Source organism: Streptococcus oralis (genome assembly GCF_001578945.1).
Classification (GTDB): domain Bacteria; phylum Bacillota; class Bacilli; order Lactobacillales; family Streptococcaceae; genus Streptococcus; species Streptococcus oralis_Q.
Genome location: NZ_KQ969550.1, coordinates 417,969 through 435,723, shown reverse-complemented (window position 1 = coordinate 435,723; position 17,755 = coordinate 417,969). Strand labels below are relative to the sequence as shown.

Below are 17,755 nucleotides of genomic sequence, written 5' to 3'. Positions count from 1 at the left end.
AATTGCATTCGTTTTCTAGAGAGAGTATACTAGTAATGCTAGATGAAAAATTCTGAAAATTTAAGAATAGAAAAGAGAAGAAATCTTATGGCAAAAGATATTCGTGTCTTACTTTACTACCTTTATACTCCAATTGAAAACGCAGAGCAATTTGCGGCAGACCACTTGGCTTTCTGTAAATCAATCGGCCTTAAAGGTCGTATCCTAGTCGCTGATGAGGGAATCAACGGAACCGTTTCAGGTGACTACGAAACAACTCAAAAATACATGGACTACGTTCACAGCCTCCCAGGTATGGAAGACCTCTGGTTCAAGATTGACGAAGAAAATGAACAAGCCTTCAAGAAGATGTTTGTTCGCTATAAGAAAGAAATTGTCCACCTTGGTTTGGAAGACAACGACTTCGACAACGACATCAACCCACTTGAAACTACAGGTGCTTACTTGTCTCCAAAAGAGTTCAAAGAAGCCCTTCTTGACGAAGATACCGTTGTTTTGGACACTCGGAATGATTATGAGTACGACCTAGGGCACTTCCGTGGGGCTATCCGCCCAGACATTCGCAACTTCCGTGAGTTGCCACAATGGGTACGTGACAACAAGGAAAAATTCATGGACAAGCGTGTCGTGGTTTACTGTACAGGTGGAGTTCGCTGTGAGAAATTCTCAGGCTGGATGGTCCGTGAAGGCTACAAAGATGTCGGTCAATTGCACGGAGGAATCGCAACCTACGGTAAAGACCCAGAAGTCCAAGGTGAGCTTTGGGATGGGAAAATGTACGTCTTTGACGAGCGTATTGCAGTCGATGTCAACCATGTCAATCCAACCATCGTAGGGAAAGACTGGTTTGATGGAACACCATGTGAACGTTATGTCAACTGTGGAAATCCCTTCTGTAACCGTCGTATCTTGACATCAGAAGAAAATGAAGACAAGTACCTTCGTGGCTGCTCGCATGAGTGCCGTGTTCACCCACGTAACCGCTATGTCTCAGAAAATGAATTGACACAAGCAGAAGTGATCGAGCGCCTAGCAGCTATCGGTGAAAGCTTGGATCAAGTCGCTACAGTATAAAGCAAACAGCCCCTAGGGGCTGTTTTTCTATGCTTTTTATCTAAAAATCTAAAATTTGTTTCTGTATCTTTCAGGAAAATAGGATATACTATATGTAAACGATTTCAAAGGAGGCCAGTTATGGCGAAAACATTTTTTATCCCAAATAAAGAAAGCATTCTAGGACAACAGGAGGTCTTGACTGCCAAATCCATCTTGGCCTTGGTGGAGGGCTTGGAGTCGCATAGTTATGATGCGGTCTATCTCCGTCAGCCCCTCAATCGTCTCGAGTATATCGAGTGTGGGATAGTGGGGCAATCACAATTTCTCTTCAAAGTGAACTATGCGGATAGTCGAAAAGGCTATCAAGTGGTGATTCCAGACTTCCTTACCAGAGCGGACTGGGAGATTGTAGAAGCTCTCCTTCAAGCCCTATCGAACAAGTTGGGGCAAGTGGTAGAAGGGCTAGAAGGATTTGACTTTGAAGCTTATTTCCGACAAAAAGTTCAGAATTATCTAGCGGATAAGGCAGCTCGTCTAGTATACTGCCAAGGGCTCTTGTCCCCTATCTATTTGAACAAGGAATACCTAGAGAGCTTTTTGGCTGAGGACGGATTGGCACGTTTTGAAGAGTTGGTCAAGAAGGTTCAAGGTTCGGATGCCTATCTTGCCAGTGTGAAATTTTACCCGGACGCCCAAGGCAAGGTACACGGTATCTACCACCTAGCTCAGGGAGCCAAGACAATTTTGCCTAAGGAACCCTTTGTACCAGCACCTTACACCGAGCAGTTAGCAGGCAAGGAACTTGTTTGGGAGATTGACCTAGTGACGATTTCTGGTGATGGGTCCAAAGCAGAAGACTACGAAGCCATCGCTCGCTTGGACTATGCAAGATTTCTAGAGTTACTACCAAAAGCGTTTTATCAGCAACTAGATGCTAATCAATTAGAAGTACAAGCCATTTTTGGAAAAGACTTTGAAGAATTGGCAGCCGTCAAGTAGGCCTTGTCTAAAAAAGAGTAAGCATAAAAATCCCTGTCATTAACAAATGGCAGGGATTTTGGTTAAAAGAATGTCAGGATGCGAAGGTAGTCCACTGTCAGCGCTAACTCTGCAATGAAGAAGGGTAAGAGAATGGCGCCATCAAGTAAGACAGCTAGCAAGAATCGATAAAATGGGTCCAGGTTACTGGTCTTACTTGGCTTGCTAATCACAAAGAGATTTCCAAGGGCAAAGATGGCCATGCTTAGAAGAGTGAGGATACCAGCAAATCGCAAGCCACCAAAAAGTGCAAAGAAACTTGCTAGAGCTGTTAGGACAAGCGGGATAGCAAAGAGTCTGCTGTAACGATTGCAAGCTTCTTGGAATGTGAAGTCGTTCTCCTGATCCAACACACGTCGGACAGTAAAGCCTCCCAAAATAATAGAAAAGTAAAATAGAGCGCTAGCGACCAGAATCGAAAGTCCAGCAAAAAGATCTAAAGGTGGAAGCTGGTTAGGATAACTATTAGCCATAGAAATCATATAGCCATAGTAGAGGTGCTTGATATGGTAGATACTAAAGAAAAGGTTAATCGAGGATAACAAAGTGAGCAGGCCAAAGACACTATAACGATGCTTTTGGTCCGTAGTCTTGCTAGCAGTTGGTTCTTGGATAGCATCCAGCAGCCAAACCCAAAAAAGTGCGATTTCTTCTTTGAATCGGGCAGTTTTACGAGGGTCAATATCTGGGATATAGGGGCTTTCTAAAGACTTGCTGAGGATGCTTTTCTCTTTTGCAGGGGTTTGTTCCTCTTCAACTTTCCCTTCTCCCTCTTCCTCGGTTTGGGTTTCCTCAGTCATTTCGGGAGCTTCCTCCTCATGCCTTTCCAGCTCTTTAGGTGAGACAGAAGTTTCTTCGTTTACTTGTAGTTCGGTCTCCACAGTTTCTGAAGTCTCAGGCTCGTCGGGTTGGATTTCCGATTTCGTCTGAGGTGATTTCTTCTCAAGATCAGCACTTTCAAACCATTCTTGTGTCATGATGGAACCTCCTTTTTTATGGTTGTTTTCTATCTTTAGACTAGCAGATGAAAGCGTTTTTGTCAATGATTTATAGAAGAAGACTTGTGTTACTCTGCTTTGAGTAGATAGATATCCTGATCAGCCCTTGCTATGAGTTGATCTTTCACATCAGCTTTTTCTGTTTTATAAGGATTGCTTAAACGTTCATCTTTGTTTTCTTCATTTTTAAACGAACGTCTTCCTTCTCTCTGAAAATGGATAATAGAACCATGTTTTGTTGAAAGATCTAAGTTGATTCTTTGTTTTTCTTCTTCGGAAAGTAGTAGATTTAGGTCTGTGTTCGCCACCAATTCCACCTTACCGTGTACTTGGATTTTTTCGGCGTGGAAGTGATTTTCTGTTGACTCTAGTTTACTATCTGTCAATTCGGTATCAAAGATATTGATGATATGAGGTGTCGTTAGTGTGCTGTTCTTGATAGAACTTTCTGTTAGTCTTAAGAGGTAGCCTTTTGTTTTGATTGTCGCATTTTCAAGATTGGCTTGACGAATATTGGTTTGTCCACGATTGGCTGAGACGGTGATAGCTTGCAGCCTTCTTCCTTTAGGGAGGGAGAGAATGACTTCGTCAAAACGGTGAGAATAACTACTGGCAATACGAAGTAGGCCTTCGATTCCTGAACCGAGAAAACGATGTTGGGAGGCTTGTTTGTCAGTGACGCTCAGTGTTTTGTCACTCATGCCAGTAGTTAGATCGTGACGACCAGACATAGACGGATGATAGGTGATGTGGATCTTGTCATCTACAGACTCTGTGATGGTCAGGCTGTGTTCCTCAAGGGCTAAATCAAGTTTTTCCACTTCATTTCCAAAGGTCACTTCTTCGATACGATTGTCATAGACGGGGTCTTTTGACATGGCAAGTAAACTTTGAATACCATTGGACTGGGCGCCGACAACTATCATGATAAAACCAAGAATAGTAGCAACCACACCAAAAATGAGAAATCCTTTTGTCAATTTACGCATGTCTGTCACCTCTCTTTCCTTTTTTAAGAATCCATTGCACCAAGCGGACGACTAGGAGGCCAAAGAAACGAGCTACATAGGAGATACCCAGTAGAACAAGAGAAGAAGCACCGATAGAAAGCAAACCAGCCCCAAAAATCAAGATAAAGGCAGATTTAGCTTCGACCAGAACACTAAAGCTCTCTACGATAAAAAGTCCACCCAGCAGGATTCCCGTCACCGAAACGGTGAAAAAAGCTAGAATGACAGCGGTCGCCGCGATAAAAAGCCCGATAATGGTTAAGATAATTGCAATTCCAACAGGAATGCCGATAGGGGCTGCTAGTAAGGCCAAGAGGGCAATGTGTAGGAGTTGGCGATCATTCTTTTGAGCGGGTGCCTCATTGACTTTCTTGTCGAGGAGGTTAGAGAGGACATCATGAGCTGCTTCTTTTGGAGTTCCCAGACTGGCGATGAGCTCCTCTTCACCCTCTGTACCTGCATCGTCAAATAGTTCCTTAAAGTAGTCCATGGCTTCGATGCGGTCAGCTTCAGGCAGTTTATGGAGATAGGTTTCTAACTGAGTCAGATAGTCAGTTCTTGTCATGGCGGATACTCCCTTCTATGATGCCGTTGACGGTGTCGGTATAGAGCGTCCACTCTTCCTTTAGAGTAACGAGCTGCTCTACGCCCCGATTGGTCAAGGAGTAGTATTTGCGCATACGCCCCTGAAACTCTCTAGAGTAGGTGGTCAGAAAGCCACTGGCTTCCAATTTTTTGAGAATGGGATAGAGCGTAGATTCTTTGATATTGGCGATGAGCTTAATGGTTTGACTAATCTCATAACCATAAGAATCTCCCCGCTCCAGTACAGCCAAGATGAGAAACTCGATCAAGGCAGAGGATGTTGGGAAGTACATGGGAAACCTCCTTTATATTATATAAAAATTTTATATATACTCTTTTCAAATATATTGTATCTCAAGTTGAAAGCCCTGTCAAGAAATATGTGTAAAAATTTTACATATAAAAAACTCCTAGTAAAAACTAGAAGTTTAGAGGATTTTTTCAGCTCGATCCACCATAAAGAGCGAGACGGTCATGATGATATCAATGGCTAGAAGGGCAAGGACAGCTGGGATCCAAGATTGGAAAAGTTCAAAACTATAACCAAACAAGGCAGGACCAAAAGCTGCTAAGATGTAGCCCCCTGTTTGCGCCAGTCCTGACAGCTGGGCTGTCTTTTCAGGAGAGCTGGTTTTAAGAGAAAAGCAAACCATGAGGTAGGGGAAGAGGGCACTGCAGGCCGTTCCAATCAAGAGATGGGCGACTAGCCAGTAGAGGAAGTTGTTGGTTGGATACAAGAGCATGGCAATTCCTGTCATTCCAGAGAAGGAAATGATTGCCAGCATAATTCGACGGTGGGCATCTGATAGACGAGTCGTCAGACTTGGAACAGTCATTGAAAAAGGAATGCTAATCAGTGAAAAAATAGAAGCGAGGAGAGCTGCATCACTATTAGAAATACCAGCACTAACAGCCATAGTTGGCAACCAGGTCATACTTGTATAAAAGAGCAAGGACTGAAGCCCGCCAAAGATAATGATAGCCCAGACATCTTTACTTTTTAGAATATTCTCTTTGACTTGCTTTTCTTTTTGGTTTTCTAGGTGGTGGTTGTGGTGATGATTTGGCAACCAGACTAGCAGAGTGACCAGACAGAGAAAGCTGAGAACGAGGATAAGGCCCTTCCAAGAACTGGCCTTGGTGATAGGGACAGAAAGATAAGAAGCGATGGCTGTCGAAATTCCCATGGCAGTGACGTAGAGAGTTGTTAGGAAACTAATCTTTTGAGGCTGATTTGCCTGGATCATACTTGGGAGGAGTACATTGAAGATCGCAATGCTTGCTCCCACAATCAGGGTCCCTAGATAGAGAAGGGGAAGATTGAAGATACGAATGACAGAGCCAACAGTTAAGAGGAGGAGACAGTAAGTAAAGAGATGTTCCAACCCGATTTTTTGTGCCAAGCGGCTTGCAAAAGCAGAGAAAAGAGCAAACATCAAGAGAGGGAGACTGGTTAAAATCCCAAGAGAGCTAACCTCCACTCCTAGTCCTTGAGCGATATCTCCTAAAATGGTTGGCAGAGCAGTAAAAGGAGAGCGTAAAACGGTCCCGATTAAGACAATTCCTAGAACAAAAAAGAGTGATTGTTTTTTCATAAAAACCTCGATAGGATGATTTTAATAACAGCTTATTTTAAGGTTTTTTCCTTATAATGTCAAGTAATGACAGCCAAGACAGTACAATCAATGGAAGTGAAAATAAAGTGAAAAGGGACGGATTTCTTTACTAGAATTTTCCTTGATTTGATATAAAAATAGGAAACTAGGAAATTTTGTGATAAAATAGTGGAAGGAAATCTATACATTGGAGAAAAACTGTGCCTGAAAAGCAAAAAATCAGCGTCTTGATGTCGGTCTATGTAAAGGAAAATCCGGCATTTTTGAGAGATGCCATCAAGAGTGTTCAAAATCAGACCTTTAAACCGAGCGAACTTGTTCTTGTTGAGGACGGGCAACTCACCCCCGAACTCTATCAGGTGCTAGATGAAGTGGAAGCTCAGTCAGAGATTCCAGTTAAGCGTTGCCCCTTAGAAGAAAATCAAGGTTTAGGTTTGGCTCTTCGATACGGTGTTTTACAGTGCCAGTATGACATTATTGCCCGCATGGATACGGATGATTTAGCCGTTCCAGATCGTTTTGAGAAACAGCTTCAGCTAATGGAGAAAGAAGATCTCGATCTCTTAGGCGGGCATATCGCAGAGTTCATTGACAATCCAGATGAGATTGTGTCTTATCGTCGTGTTCCTACTCAGCACGCAGACATTGTGGCCTATCAGAGAATGAGAAGCGCCTTTAACCATATGACAGTCATGTTCAAAAAGGACATGGTCCTCAAGGCAGGCAACTATGAAGATGGGCTTTATATGGAGGATGATCTCCTCTGGCTCAATATGATTGCTGCAGGTGCCAAGACTGGAAATCTCGATCAGATTTTGTGTAAGGTTCGTGTAGGTGCAGGGATGTTTGAACGTCGTGGTGGTTTGCGCTACCTCAAACTCTATCGTCAGGCTCGTCAGCGCATGCTTGAAAGAGGGCAAATTTCCTACATGGAATATGCGGAAAGCATAGTTATTCAGTCCATTGTTGCACTTTGTCCAGGCTTTGTACGTCAGTTTATTTTTGTGAAATTATTAAGAAAAAATAAATAGTATTGTAAAAGATAAAATAGCCAAAAAATGTTATAATGACAGTATATTTATTTGCATTCTTTTAAGAAAGAGTAAATTCCTATGAATAAAAAACTAACAGATTACGTGATTGATCTGGTTGAAATTTTAAATAAACAGCAAAAGCAGGTGTTTTGGGGTGTATTTGACATTATTAGTATGGTGGTTTCCATCATCGTGTCTTACATTCTCTTTTATGGCTTGATTAACCCAGCGCCTGTGGACTATGTTATCTATACTGGTTTGGCTTTCCTCTTCTATCAAATCATGATTGGATTTTGGGGGCTCAATGCGAGTATTAGTCGCTATAGTAAAATCACAGATTTCTTAAAAATCTTTTTTGGCGTAACGGTCAGTAGCATTGTCTCTTACGGACTTTGCTACGCTTTTCTTCCCCTATTTTCTATCCGGTTCATCATACTCTTTATCTTATTGAGTACCTTCCTGATCTTGCTCCCTCGTATCACTTGGCAGTTGATTTATTCTAAGCGCAAGCAGGGAAGTGGGGATGGCGAACACCGCCGTACCTTCTTGATCGGTGCTGGTGATGGTGGGGCTCTCTTTATGAACAGCTACCAACATCCAACTAGCGACCTTGAGCTAGTAGGGATTTTGGACAATGATGAAAAGAAAAAAGGGCAAAAGCTTGGTGGAATCCCAGTTTTGGGTTCTTATGATAATCTGCCTGAATTAGCTAAGCGTCATCAAATCGAGCGTGTTATCGTAGCCATCCCTTCGCTTGATCCGTCAGAGTATGAACGCATCTTGCAGATGTGTAACAGACTAGGTATCAAATGTTACAAGATGCCCAAGGTTGAGACAGTTGTTCAGGGGCTTCACCAACCAGGTAGTGGTTTCCAGAAAATTGACATCACAGACCTTTTGGGCCGTCAGGAAATTCGTCTTGACGAATCCCGCCTTGGTGCAGAGCTTACAGGTAAGACTATCTTGGTGACAGGAGCTGGTGGTTCGATTGGTTCGGAGATTTGCCGTCAGGTTAGTCGCTTCAATCCCGAGCGTATCGTCTTGCTTGGACATGGTGAAAACTCCATCTACCTCGTTTATCATGAATTGATCCGTACATTCCAAGGGATTGATTATGTTCCTGTTATTGCAGATATTCAGGACTATGATCGTCTCTTGCAGGTGTTTAAACAGTACAAACCAGCCATCGTCTATCATGCTGCAGCCCACAAACATGTTCCGATGATGGAGCGCAATCCAAAAGAAGCCTTCAAGAACAATATCCTCGGGACCTACAATGTTGCCAAGGCTGTTGATGAGGCCAAAGTACCTAAGATGGTCATGATTTCGACTGACAAGGCGGTCAATCCACCGAATGTTATGGGTGCGACTAAGCGCGTGGCAGAGTTGATTGTCACTGGTTTTAACCAACGTAGCCAATCAACCTACTGTGCCGTTCGTTTTGGGAATGTTCTTGGTAGTCGTGGTAGTGTGATTCCTGTCTTTGAACGTCAGATTGCTGAAGGCGGTCCCGTAACGGTGACAGACTTCCGTATGACACGGTACTTCATGACCATTCCAGAAGCCAGCCGTCTGGTAATCCATGCGGGCGCTTATGCCAAGGACGGAGAAGTCTTTATCCTCGACATGGGCAAACCAGTTAAGATCTATGACTTGGCTAAGAAAATGGTCCTTCTAAGCGGGCACACAGAAAGTGAAATTCCAATCGTTGAGGTCGGTATCCGACCAGGTGAAAAACTCTATGAAGAACTCTTGGTTTCGACCGAATTGGTTGATAATCAAGTCATGGACAAGATTTTCGTTGGTAAGGTAAACATCATGCCTCTAGAAGCTATTGATCAAAAGATTAAAGAGTTCCGTTCACTCAGCGGAGATGAATTGAAACAAGCTATTATCGCTTTTGCTAATGAGACCACTCATTGTGAATAAAGAAAACTAGCAGGGATGCCCTTGCTAGTTTTTCTTTTGTAGGATTTTTAAAACGTCGGTGGTTGTGTCCGCAACCCAATCTGGCTGGTAGCTGAGTAGTTCTTGGGTTTCGCCAAAGCCCCAAGTAGCAGCCATTTTTTTGATGCCAGTCTCCTCAGCCCCGCTCATATCAAACTTGGTATCGCCGATAATGACTACTTGTTCGGGTGTTAGGGCATGGGTTTTGAGAGCTTGTCGAATGACATCAGCCTTGTGAAGTGTTTCTGGAGTCGAACCATAGATGCCGTCAAATAGGCTATCGATTCCAAAATTACGGGTCATTTCAAGGGCTGTTGGTGCATTCTTAGTTGTGGTGATATAGAGAGGATAGGTCTTTCCTAGCTCGACCAATAAGTCCTCCATCTGTGGAAAGAGATGGGCTTCGTGCACGCCTTTTTCCTTGTAGTAGGAACGGTAAATTTGGATAGCTTGTGGAACCAATTCTGCGTCAAGGATGCTGGAAAAGCTGACCTCAAGTGGCGGTCCCATAAAGGTCCGAATGGTCTTTGCATCGGGAACAGGAACCCCGAGCTGTTCAAAGGTGTGGGTAAAGGCATTGTGGATCCCAGTGGAACTATCGACCAGTGTTCCATCTAGGTCAAAGAAAATAGCGGTAATAGCTGACATCATTTCTCCTTATATAGACTATTGAATAAACTATTCGCCGAAGATTTCCTTCTGGAGGCGGCGACCGGTTGGTGTCGTAGCGAGACCTCCTTCGGCTGTTTCTCGAAAGGCAGTTGGAAGGCTAGAGCCGACCTGATACATGGCATCAATGACTTCATCCACAGGGATTTTGGACTCAATCCCTGCTAGGGCCATATCTGCTGCGATAAAGGCAAAACTCGCCCCCATGGCATTGCGCTTGACACAAGGAACTTCGACCAGACCTGCCACAGGGTCACAAATCAAACCCAGCATATTTTTAATGACAAAGCAGATAGCTTGACTAGCCTGATAAGGGCTTCCTCCAGCTGCCAAGGTTAGGGCTGCTGCACTCATAGCTGAGGCAGATCCAACCTCTGCTTGGCATCCGCCTTCAGCACCTGAAATGGAGGCATTGTTAGCAATGACTAGACCAAAGGCACCCGCCGCAAAGAGAAAATTGAGTTGTTGTTCCTGGCTGAGGTTGAGCTTTTGAATAGCAGCTGTTAAAACAGCAGGCAGACACCCAGCACTTCCTGCTGTTGGCGTCGCACAGACTAGGCCCATTTTAGCATTGTGTTCATTGACAGCGATAGCGTTTCGAGCGGCAGACAGGACGGTAAAGTCAGACAGAGCCTTGCCTTCCTTGATGTAGCGATCAAGCTTAGCAGCGTCTCCGCCCGTCAGGCCACTGCGGGATTTATTTTCACTCAGCCCTAGCTCAACTGAGGCTTTCATGACTTCTAGATTGCGCTCCATGAGGAGCAGGACTTCGGGGCGCTCCCGTCCTGTTAGTTCGTATTCAGTGGCGATCATGAGCTCAGCTACATTTCCTTGGAAATCCAGCTCTGCTTGCTCGACTAATTCTTTAATAGAGTAAAACATGACCCCTCCTATTTGAAGAAATTAACATTGTGCAGGTGAGGGATCTTGCGAATCTCCTCAATAGCTTCTTCGCAATTTCGACTATCGACTTCGATAATCATGATGGCTTTTTCTCCAGCTTTTTCCCTAGTCACATTCATCTGGGCGATGTTGATACCGAAACGAGAGAGGGCTTCAGTAACATGGGCGATCATACCTGGAACATCTTGGTGGACAATGATGATGGTCGGTGTATTCATGCTGAGAGAGACGGCAAAGCCATTGAGTTCCGTAACCTGAATATTTCCTCCACCGATGGAAATCCCTGTCACACTAATGGTCTTGTGATCATTCTTTACGGTGATCTTAGTGGTGTTAGGGTGAGGAGCATTGCTGTCTTTTTGAATGGTCCAGACAATCTTGATACCACGTTTATGGGCAATCTCAAGACTATTTGGGATATCAGGATCATCCGTATTCATACCCAAAATGCCAGCGACGAGAGCAAGATCTGTCCCATGACCACGGTAGGTCTTGGCAAACGAATTAAATAGTTGGAACTCCACCTCTGTTGGTGTCTCACCAAAGATAGAAGAGACAATTTTCCCGATACGAACCGCCCCAGCTGTATGGCTACTAGATGGGCCAATCATGACAGGTCCGATAATATCAAAGACAGATTGAAAACGAAGTGATTGCATCTGTTTCCCCCTACAAAGATTCTTATAACTATTATATCAAAGAATGAGCCTCTGCGCTTGTTTCCCTCATAAAATTGGTAAAATGGATAAAAATGGTATAAAATCTTGTCTTTTATGACAAAAACATCATCGTTTCAGTAAATATAAAATATTTTTGTAATATTTCTACACGAAACCGTTAAGAAACGGTAATATTCAAACGGTATGATAGAAGCATAGTAAAAAGGAGAATTTTTAGAAATGACATTAACAACCAAACAAATTAAACTAACTATTGCAGGAGCAGCAACTTTCCTTGCTTTCCTTGCACCATCACTTGCTTTTGCAGATGAAATAGTCACTTATACAGTTAAATCAGGTGACACTCTTTCAGAAATTGCTGAGAAGTACAACACTACTGTTGAAAAATTGGCAGAGAAAAACAAAATAGAGGATATCCATCTGATTTTTGTGGATCAAGTTTTGGTCATCGAAGGGACAGCTCCAGCTGAGAAAACTTATGAAGCACCAGCTGCAACAGGAGAAACAATCGAAGAGACTACGACTTACGAAGAAATAACTGAAATGACAACTTACGAAGCACCAGCTGCTACATCTAGCATTTCTTATGAAGAAGAAAGCTACACAGCTTCAACTGTAAGTGGATCTGAAGCAGAAGCCAAAGAATGGATCGCTCAAAAAGAATCAGGCGGTAGCTATACAGCGACAAACGGACGTTACATCGGACGTTACCAATTGACAGATTCATACTTGAACGGTGACTACTCAGCTGAAAACCAAGAACGTGTAGCAGATGCTTACGTTGCAGGACGTTACGGTTCATGGACAGCTGCCAAGAACTTCTGGCTTAACAACGGTTGGTATTAAGAAGATATAGAAAAGGAAGTCTCAATGACTTTCTTTTTTGTTTACAAAGATGTCAACTTCTCGCTCTAGCTCTGTTAGTAAGTGTTCATCTTCAACTAGTTTAGCTAAGGAGAGTCCATTTTGTATCAACTGAGCATCATTAGTACAAATGCCTATACGAATATAGGAAAACGCAAGTGTGTCATACTGTTTGCTTACTTTTGCTTCCTCTAAGAGAGTGTAGCAAAGCTGTTTGCAAAGCAACTTATCACCATTGTAAAGATAAAGAGTTGAGAGATTTAGAAGCAACATCATACGAAGCTGAAAGACAGGACTATAGTGTTTATAAACCTCTATTCGTTCGAGAATTTTTTCGGTAATCTGATGAATATACTCCATAGGAAAAGCAAAGAGAATGGTATTAAGGACTTTGAGGTCGCTCTCATACCAAGTATCTTGTTTCTCAATCTTATCCCATAGTCTGTTTACAATGTTGTCAACCTTACTTGACAATTTTTCTATCCCATTTTCACGGATGTAGATAACAATTTCGAGCATATCTTGTAACTGCTGGATGGGGAAATCATGGTGTGTTTTTAGATAATGTTGGCATTTTTTGAGTAATTTACTTAAGTCGCTCGTACCACTAATAGAAGACATTTTTAGAAAAGTCTGCATGATAGTTGATCGTTCACTTGGGTGGTAGAGATAGCAAATATATTCAAACTCTTCAAAACTCATATTGATTTGCCGGAGAAGAAACTCCATATTCTCATATTTTGGGGTTGTCTTGCCACTTTCAATCTTTGATAGACTGGTTCTTGAAAGGACGCTGCCACAGACATCTTCTTGAGTTAACCCTTTTGACTCACGGATTTCTTTATAAACATTTCCAAAATCGTAGCGCATGATTTTCTCCTTATTTGTGAAAAAAGTTAACAATAAATTGAATTCTATTAAAAATATTGTATCATAGTAATATAAAAAGTAAAAAAGAAATCTAAAATAAATTTGTGAAAAAGGTTAACAAATTTTACGACAAGGTATATTGTATTTTATAATAAAGATGATGAAGTACTAAGGGGGTATCAAATGTATAAAAAAGTATATCGTCTGTTGTCATTTATGTTATTGATGGCTCTTTTCTTCCCTTGGGGATGGTTCTTATAAAATTTTGATTAAGTAAAAGAAAGGAAGGGGAGTCCAATGGACTTCAATGTTTACAAATGAATCAATTCATCTGTTTCTGTGAAACAGCTAAAGATATAAGATGTGAGGAAAAGAAAAAATTAGTAAAAATTGGTGTAGCAATCGTAATGGCATGTGATTTACTTGCTACTACAAATGCTTTAGCAGTATGGGTAGATGGTGGTCAATGGAATTATGGAGTAGGTTGGACAGGAACTTTTGGATATTCTGATTATTTACATTCTACTCGATCTCATACAGCAACAGTCCGACATGGTGGTAGAATCTCTAAGGATCGTGAAGCTCCTGAGGTTTGGGCTCAAGCTTCCCTTACTAAAATTCCGCCAACAGGATTAGAATATTTCTATGGATTTTAAGTGGAATTTTCCCTCTCCTATTTGGAGAGGGAGAACTTTAGTGGAGGTACTTTTATGAAAAAAATCAGTAATTTCTGTATGTTACTACTGCTTCTCTGCACCACTTTTTTTGTTTTTAATGTAAACTACACACGAGAAGTGGTTCGGATTCAGGAAATGGGAAAGACAACGGCTTCTTTGGATGTATATTTGAAAGATGTTAATGAACCTGCAGCATCTGTTCTTCGATTTTTTGAGGATGTATCAAAGGAGTATAAAGTCTCCATCATCAAAACAGACAGTGGTGATGAGGTGGTCAAGTCTGGTGTTTTTGATAAAGATACCTTCCCCTACCAAGAGTTTGGGATTTCTTCTCTTGATTTTACCACAGATGGTGAGGGAGTTTACAGTAATAAAGAAAATTCCAATAAACTTGGTACGATTCCGACTTTTCTAAAAGCCAAGCCTATTCAGCTTATGACTTTTCAAACCTATATCAAGGATACATCTCGTAGTTTAAATGGTCGCTATACGATAACTTCTACACAAGAGATAGACAAGGATAGGATTGTACAGAAATGGAGCGATTTTTTCAAGATAGACCAGACTACCTTGTTAGAGCCGACCTACAAAAGTGCAGTGGAAGTCATAAATCGAGATTTGCTTTTATCTGCTATTATTTTTGTCTTGGCTATTTTGTTGCTTGTATTAGTAACAGTGTATCAACCGATGATGGGGATGAAAAGAGTTGGGGTACAAAAATTACTTGGTTTTCAAGATAGGGCTGTTTTAGCTGATGTTGTAAAAGGCAACCTCTACCTCCTCCTAGGTGGGGCGCTTGTGATCAATCTAGGCGTGTGTTTCTTGCTTGATTACAAGCCAAAAGATTTATTCCCTATGTTATGGTTGTCGCATTTTTTGCTTTTGCAACTTTATCTCTTTATCAGTTGGTTGACCTATCTCTTAATCCAAAAAATGACAATCAGCTCTCTGCTGAAAGGTTTTTCATCTTTCAAATTGGGTTTGATATTTAATTATTTGATGAAAATTGGAACCACCATTTTATTGACGGTTTTACTGATTGGGGTGGGAAAAAGTTTGGAGCAAGAAAACAAAGAGTTGGATTATCAGAAACAGTGGATCAGTCAAGGAAATTATCTGACCTTAGAAACCTTCCAACTCAATGATAACCTGTGGCAAGAGCAGTTGGCAGGCTCAGGGCAAGCAGTGGATTATTTCTATCGATTTTATCAGGATTTGGTAGAAAAAACGCAGGCGGGCTATGTGCAAAGTAGCAGTCTTCCTGTAAAAAATTTTGTCAAATCAGAACAGATTCAGCAATATCAGTTAACAGATACGGTGGATGTTTACTATGCTAATAGCAATTTCCTAAAGAGCAAGGGATTCAAGCTACCAGATACCGGCACTAAAAAAGTTATTTTGATGCCAGCAAGTACGAAAGGTGAAGAAGATAAAAATCAGCTCTTGGGGAAATTAATTGCCTATCTTTCGATGAAGTATGAAGAGCAGCAAAAACGAACGATAGAGGAGATGGATGTCGAGATTGCCTATTATGAAGGAGATTGGTCGTTCTTTCCATATAATGATAAGCGAAAGGAAAATCTCTACAATCCAATTATTAGCTTGGTCAATGATTCCGATATGATGTGGGATGAAAAAGCCTCCCTGTCAACAACAGGTTTAAATAACCCGATTAAAATCGAAAATACGGCTCAACATCAAAAAGAGGTGACAGCGTTAGTTGAGAAATTGTCAGATGGAAATTATTTAAAATTTTCATCTATTCAAGCTATTCAACAAGAGAAAGTAGATTCTTATCGAGATGCTGTTCGGAATTTTAACCTACTCTTTGCTTTGTTTGGTCTCCTTAGCATGATGATTTCTTACTTCTTACTAGTAACAACTTTCTTGTTGAAGCGAACAGATATTATTACCAAGAAGTTTATGGGCTGGAAATTGATAGATCGGTATCGTTCCTTGCTGGGTCTCCTATTAGCCGTTTATAGCCTTCCTTTTATGGTTTTGTTATTCTTTGCCCACGCTCTTTTTCCACTCTTGCTTTTCGCAGGATTTACATGCCTAGATATTCTGTTTGTACTTTTCTTGGGTTCTAAGATGGAAAAACGAAATGTAGCGCAGTTATTGAAAGGGGACATCTTATGATAAAGTTGGAAAATGTTACGAAAACCATTGGGAAAAAAGTTATTTTGGAGAACTTATCTCTAAAGATTAACCAAGGGGATTTAGTTGCGATAGTTGGAAAGAGTGGTAGTGGCAAGTCAACCTTGTTAAATCTCTTGGGTTTGATAGATGGCGATTACAGTGGACGTTATGAAATTTTTGGTCAGCAAAATGTACCTGTCAATTCTGTTAAGTCGCAAGCGATTATCCGCGAACATATCTCTTATCTATTTCAAAATTTTGCTCTGATTGACAATGAAACGGTAGAGTATAATCTCATGCTTGCTCTGAAGTATGTGAAATTGTCCAAGAAGGACAAAGTCAAAAAGATAGAAGAAATTTTAGAGAGAGTGGGGTTGCCATCAACTCTACATCAGAAGGTTTCAGAGTTATCTGGAGGGGAACAGCAGCGAATCGCAGTTGCTAGAGCCATTTTAAAACCCAGTCAGCTCCTTTTAGCAGATGAACCAACCGGTTCTCTAGATCCTGAAAATCGAGATTTGGTTTTAAACTTTCTCTTAGATATGAACAAGGAAGGGAAAACGGTCATTATCGTTACCCACGATGCCTATGTAGCTCAACAATGCCATCGAGTCATTGAATTGTGAAAGAGAATGAGGGGAGTTCGTTTACCTCTCTGTCGTCTGACATTTAATAGGGTGATTATATTTTTCCAAAAAATGAATAGCATAAATACGCTTAGGAGTAACATTTTTATGTAACATTCCTAAGCTTTTTTTAATTGAAATGAAATAAAATTCAGTTTTGACTTGACAAATGTTTTTGAGAAGTGTATTATTTATACAATTCAAAAGTATAAAAATAAGAGGAGGTTTTCTATGAATAAAGTGAAGAAGGTGCTGATGACGATGTTTGGTTTGCTTATGTTTCCCTTGTTATTTGCTTGTAGTAGCACTCAATCCCAAGGTGTTGAAGCCATTAAGGCTAAAGGAAAATTGGTAGTAGCCCTAAATCCAGAGTTTGCTCCATTTGAATACCAGAAATTGGTCGATGGAAAAAATCAGATTGTAGGTTCAGATGTTGAACTAGCCAAAGCCATCGCAAAGGAACTAGGTGTGGAAGTGGAGTTCTCTCCAATGAGCTTTGACAATGTACTGGCTAGTCTTGATTCAGGCAAGGCCGATCTCGCCATATCAGGTGTTTCTAAAACGGAGGAGAGAAGTCAAGTTTACGATTTTTCAATTCCCTACTACACTTCGAAAAATAAGATTATCGTAAGAAAATCTGAATTAACGAATTACCAATCAGTGAAGGATTTGGCTCAGAAAAAGGTTGGAGCGCAGAAGGGTTCTATCCAGGAAACTCTGGCCAAAGAAACCTTGCAGGATTCTTCTCTCGTTTCACTTCCTAAAAATGGAAATTTGATAACAGATTTGAAATCAGGGCAACTGGATGCGGTTATCTTTGAAGAACCAGTGGCTAAAGGATATGTAGAGAATAATCCAGACCTAGCCATCGCTGAGTTTGATGTTGATAATGATAAAGAAGATTCCTACGCTGTTGCGATGAAAAAAGATAGTAAAGAATTGAAAGATGCGGTTGACAAAACCATCCAGAAGCTGAAGGATTCTGGGGAGTTGGGCAAATTGATTGATGATGCTTTTAAAGCCTCTATCGAAAAATAGAA

18 protein-coding genes are annotated in these 17,755 nt (G+C 41.4%); 9 read left to right on the top strand and 9 right to left on the bottom strand.

The window, feature by feature from the left end:
- Window positions 1-87 precede the first annotated feature (87 nt).
- Entirely contained in the window at window positions 88-1,074 is a 987-nt protein-coding gene (gene trhO, locus SORDD16_RS02000) for an oxygen-dependent tRNA uridine(34) hydroxylase TrhO (RefSeq protein ID WP_001030012.1), read from the top strand.
- 120 nt (window positions 1,075-1,194) lie between these two features.
- Entirely contained in the window at window positions 1,195-2,055 is an 861-nt protein-coding gene (locus SORDD16_RS01995) for a DUF4299 family protein (protein ID WP_061452162.1), read from the top strand.
- 62 nt (window positions 2,056-2,117) lie between these two features.
- On the opposite strand, the gene SORDD16_RS01990 is transcribed toward SORDD16_RS01995, so the two are convergent.
- The 5 genes from SORDD16_RS01990 to SORDD16_RS01970 all read right to left on the bottom strand — a co-directional run bounded on the left by SORDD16_RS01990 (window position 2,118) and on the right by SORDD16_RS01970 (window position 6,282).
- The gene (locus SORDD16_RS01990) at window positions 2,118-3,071 is read right to left on the bottom strand and encodes a DUF6574 domain-containing protein (protein ID WP_061452161.1); all 954 of its coding nucleotides are present in this window, start codon (window positions 3,069-3,071) and stop codon (window positions 2,118-2,120) included.
- An 89-nt stretch (window positions 3,072-3,160) separates the two neighbouring features.
- Complete coding sequence (locus SORDD16_RS01985; RefSeq protein WP_061452160.1) at window positions 3,161-4,081, bottom strand: DUF4097 family beta strand repeat-containing protein; 921 nt, start codon at window positions 4,079-4,081, stop codon at window positions 3,161-3,163.
- The gene (locus tag SORDD16_RS01980; protein ID WP_061452159.1) at window positions 4,074-4,667 is read right to left on the bottom strand and encodes a DUF1700 domain-containing protein; all 594 of its coding nucleotides are present in this window, start codon (window positions 4,665-4,667) and stop codon (window positions 4,074-4,076) included. The genes SORDD16_RS01985 and SORDD16_RS01980 overlap by 8 nt, the downstream gene beginning before the upstream one ends.
- A complete protein-coding gene (locus tag SORDD16_RS01975) occupies window positions 4,654-4,980 on the bottom strand; it encodes a PadR family transcriptional regulator (RefSeq protein ID WP_000273866.1) in 327 nt (108 codons plus the stop codon). The genes SORDD16_RS01980 and SORDD16_RS01975 overlap by 14 nt, the downstream gene beginning before the upstream one ends.
- Window positions 4,981-5,115: 135 nt before the next feature.
- Window positions 5,116-6,282, bottom strand: a complete 1,167-nt coding sequence (locus tag SORDD16_RS01970; protein WP_061452158.1) for a CynX/NimT family MFS transporter — start codon at window positions 6,280-6,282, stop codon at window positions 5,116-5,118.
- Between the two features lie 221 nt (window positions 6,283-6,503).
- Between SORDD16_RS01970 and SORDD16_RS01965 the strand changes: the two genes are divergently transcribed.
- Window positions 6,504-7,334: a glycosyltransferase gene (locus SORDD16_RS01965; protein ID WP_061452157.1), complete on the top strand. Its 831-nt coding sequence runs from the start codon at window positions 6,504-6,506 to the stop codon at window positions 7,332-7,334.
- A gap of 81 nt (window positions 7,335-7,415) precedes the next feature.
- A complete protein-coding gene (locus SORDD16_RS01960; RefSeq protein ID WP_061452156.1) occupies window positions 7,416-9,266 on the top strand; it encodes a nucleoside-diphosphate sugar epimerase/dehydratase in 1,851 nt (616 codons plus the stop codon).
- Between the two features lie 24 nt (window positions 9,267-9,290).
- Here the strand turns inward: SORDD16_RS01960 and SORDD16_RS01955 are convergent, their stop codons facing one another.
- From SORDD16_RS01955 to sdaAB, 3 genes are read right to left on the bottom strand one after another with little or no spacing between them, the layout of a single operon-like run.
- Complete coding sequence (locus tag SORDD16_RS01955) at window positions 9,291-9,932, bottom strand: HAD hydrolase-like protein (protein ID WP_061452155.1); 642 nt, start codon at window positions 9,930-9,932, stop codon at window positions 9,291-9,293.
- Window positions 9,933-9,962: 30 nt separating this feature from the next.
- Window positions 9,963-10,835, bottom strand: coding sequence for an L-serine ammonia-lyase, iron-sulfur-dependent, subunit alpha (gene sdaAA, locus SORDD16_RS01950; RefSeq protein WP_061452154.1), 873 nt, complete (start codon window positions 10,833-10,835; stop codon window positions 9,963-9,965).
- 8 nt (window positions 10,836-10,843) lie between these two features.
- On the bottom strand, window positions 10,844-11,515 hold the full coding sequence (sdaAB, locus tag SORDD16_RS01945) for an L-serine ammonia-lyase, iron-sulfur-dependent subunit beta (protein ID WP_061452153.1): 672 nt from the start codon (window positions 11,513-11,515) through the stop codon (window positions 10,844-10,846).
- A 240-nt stretch (window positions 11,516-11,755) separates the two neighbouring features.
- Between sdaAB and SORDD16_RS01940 the strand changes: the two genes are divergently transcribed.
- The gene (locus SORDD16_RS01940; protein ID WP_061452152.1) at window positions 11,756-12,382 is read left to right on the top strand and encodes an aggregation-promoting factor; all 627 of its coding nucleotides are present in this window, start codon (window positions 11,756-11,758) and stop codon (window positions 12,380-12,382) included.
- A gap of 21 nt (window positions 12,383-12,403) precedes the next feature.
- Here the strand turns inward: SORDD16_RS01940 and SORDD16_RS01935 are convergent, their stop codons facing one another.
- Window positions 12,404-13,270 carry a helix-turn-helix domain-containing protein gene (locus SORDD16_RS01935; RefSeq protein ID WP_061452151.1) on the bottom strand — a complete coding sequence of 289 codons (867 nt, stop codon included), beginning with the start codon at window positions 13,268-13,270 and terminating at the stop codon, window positions 12,404-12,406.
- Window positions 13,271-13,587: 317 nt separating this feature from the next.
- On the opposite strand from SORDD16_RS01935, the gene SORDD16_RS01930 reads away from it, so the two are divergent.
- The 4 genes from SORDD16_RS01930 to SORDD16_RS01915 all read left to right on the top strand — a co-directional run bounded on the left by SORDD16_RS01930 (window position 13,588) and on the right by SORDD16_RS01915 (window position 17,753).
- Entirely contained in the window at window positions 13,588-13,926 is a 339-nt protein-coding gene (locus SORDD16_RS01930; protein ID WP_081215104.1) for a lactococcin 972 family bacteriocin, read from the top strand.
- A gap of 54 nt (window positions 13,927-13,980) precedes the next feature.
- Window positions 13,981-16,089, top strand: a complete 2,109-nt coding sequence (locus tag SORDD16_RS01925; protein WP_061452150.1) for a bacteriocin-associated integral membrane family protein — start codon at window positions 13,981-13,983, stop codon at window positions 16,087-16,089.
- Window positions 16,086-16,715 (top strand): ABC transporter ATP-binding protein, encoded by a 630-nt coding sequence (locus SORDD16_RS01920; protein WP_061416216.1) that lies wholly within the window; start codon window positions 16,086-16,088, stop codon window positions 16,713-16,715. Before SORDD16_RS01925 ends, SORDD16_RS01920 begins: the two co-directional genes overlap by 4 nt.
- Before the next feature lie 231 nt (window positions 16,716-16,946).
- Entirely contained in the window at window positions 16,947-17,753 is an 807-nt protein-coding gene (locus SORDD16_RS01915; RefSeq protein WP_061452149.1) for an ABC transporter substrate-binding protein, read from the top strand.
- Window positions 17,754-17,755 lie beyond the last annotated feature (2 nt).

What these genes read in the sequence shown, in the direction of transcription:
- SORDD16_RS01985 (WP_061452160.1), bottom strand. Translation starts at nt 4,081, where the DNA reads ATGCGTAAATTGACAAAAGGATTTCTCATTTTTGGTGTGGTTGCTACT.
- SORDD16_RS01935 (WP_061452151.1), bottom strand. Translation starts at nt 13,270, where the DNA reads ATGCGCTACGATTTTGGAAATGTTTATAAAGAAATCCGTGAGTCAAAA.
- SORDD16_RS01925 (WP_061452150.1), top strand. Translation starts at nt 13,981, where the DNA reads ATGAAAAAAATCAGTAATTTCTGTATGTTACTACTGCTTCTCTGCACC.
- SORDD16_RS01980 (WP_061452159.1), bottom strand. Translation starts at nt 4,667, where the DNA reads ATGACAAGAACTGACTATCTGACTCAGTTAGAAACCTATCTCCATAAA.
- sdaAA (WP_061452154.1), bottom strand. Translation starts at nt 10,835, where the DNA reads ATGTTTTACTCTATTAAAGAATTAGTCGAGCAAGCAGAGCTGGATTTC.
- trhO (WP_001030012.1), top strand. Translation starts at nt 88, where the DNA reads ATGGCAAAAGATATTCGTGTCTTACTTTACTACCTTTATACTCCAATT.
- SORDD16_RS01930 (WP_081215104.1), top strand. Translation starts at nt 13,588, where the DNA reads ATGAATCAATTCATCTGTTTCTGTGAAACAGCTAAAGATATAAGATGT.
- SORDD16_RS01940 (WP_061452152.1), top strand. Translation starts at nt 11,756, where the DNA reads ATGACATTAACAACCAAACAAATTAAACTAACTATTGCAGGAGCAGCA.
- SORDD16_RS01920 (WP_061416216.1), top strand. Translation starts at nt 16,086, where the DNA reads ATGATAAAGTTGGAAAATGTTACGAAAACCATTGGGAAAAAAGTTATT.
- SORDD16_RS01955 (WP_061452155.1), bottom strand. Translation starts at nt 9,932, where the DNA reads ATGTCAGCTATTACCGCTATTTTCTTTGACCTAGATGGAACACTGGTC.
- SORDD16_RS01960 (WP_061452156.1), top strand. Translation starts at nt 7,416, where the DNA reads ATGAATAAAAAACTAACAGATTACGTGATTGATCTGGTTGAAATTTTA.
- sdaAB (WP_061452153.1), bottom strand. Translation starts at nt 11,515, where the DNA reads ATGCAATCACTTCGTTTTCAATCTGTCTTTGATATTATCGGACCTGTC.
- SORDD16_RS01975 (WP_000273866.1), bottom strand. Translation starts at nt 4,980, where the DNA reads ATGTACTTCCCAACATCCTCTGCCTTGATCGAGTTTCTCATCTTGGCT.
- SORDD16_RS01970 (WP_061452158.1), bottom strand. Translation starts at nt 6,282, where the DNA reads ATGAAAAAACAATCACTCTTTTTTGTTCTAGGAATTGTCTTAATCGGG.
- SORDD16_RS01990 (WP_061452161.1), bottom strand. Translation starts at nt 3,071, where the DNA reads ATGACACAAGAATGGTTTGAAAGTGCTGATCTTGAGAAGAAATCACCT.
- SORDD16_RS01995 (WP_061452162.1), top strand. Translation starts at nt 1,195, where the DNA reads ATGGCGAAAACATTTTTTATCCCAAATAAAGAAAGCATTCTAGGACAA.
- SORDD16_RS01915 (WP_061452149.1), top strand. Translation starts at nt 16,947, where the DNA reads ATGAATAAAGTGAAGAAGGTGCTGATGACGATGTTTGGTTTGCTTATG.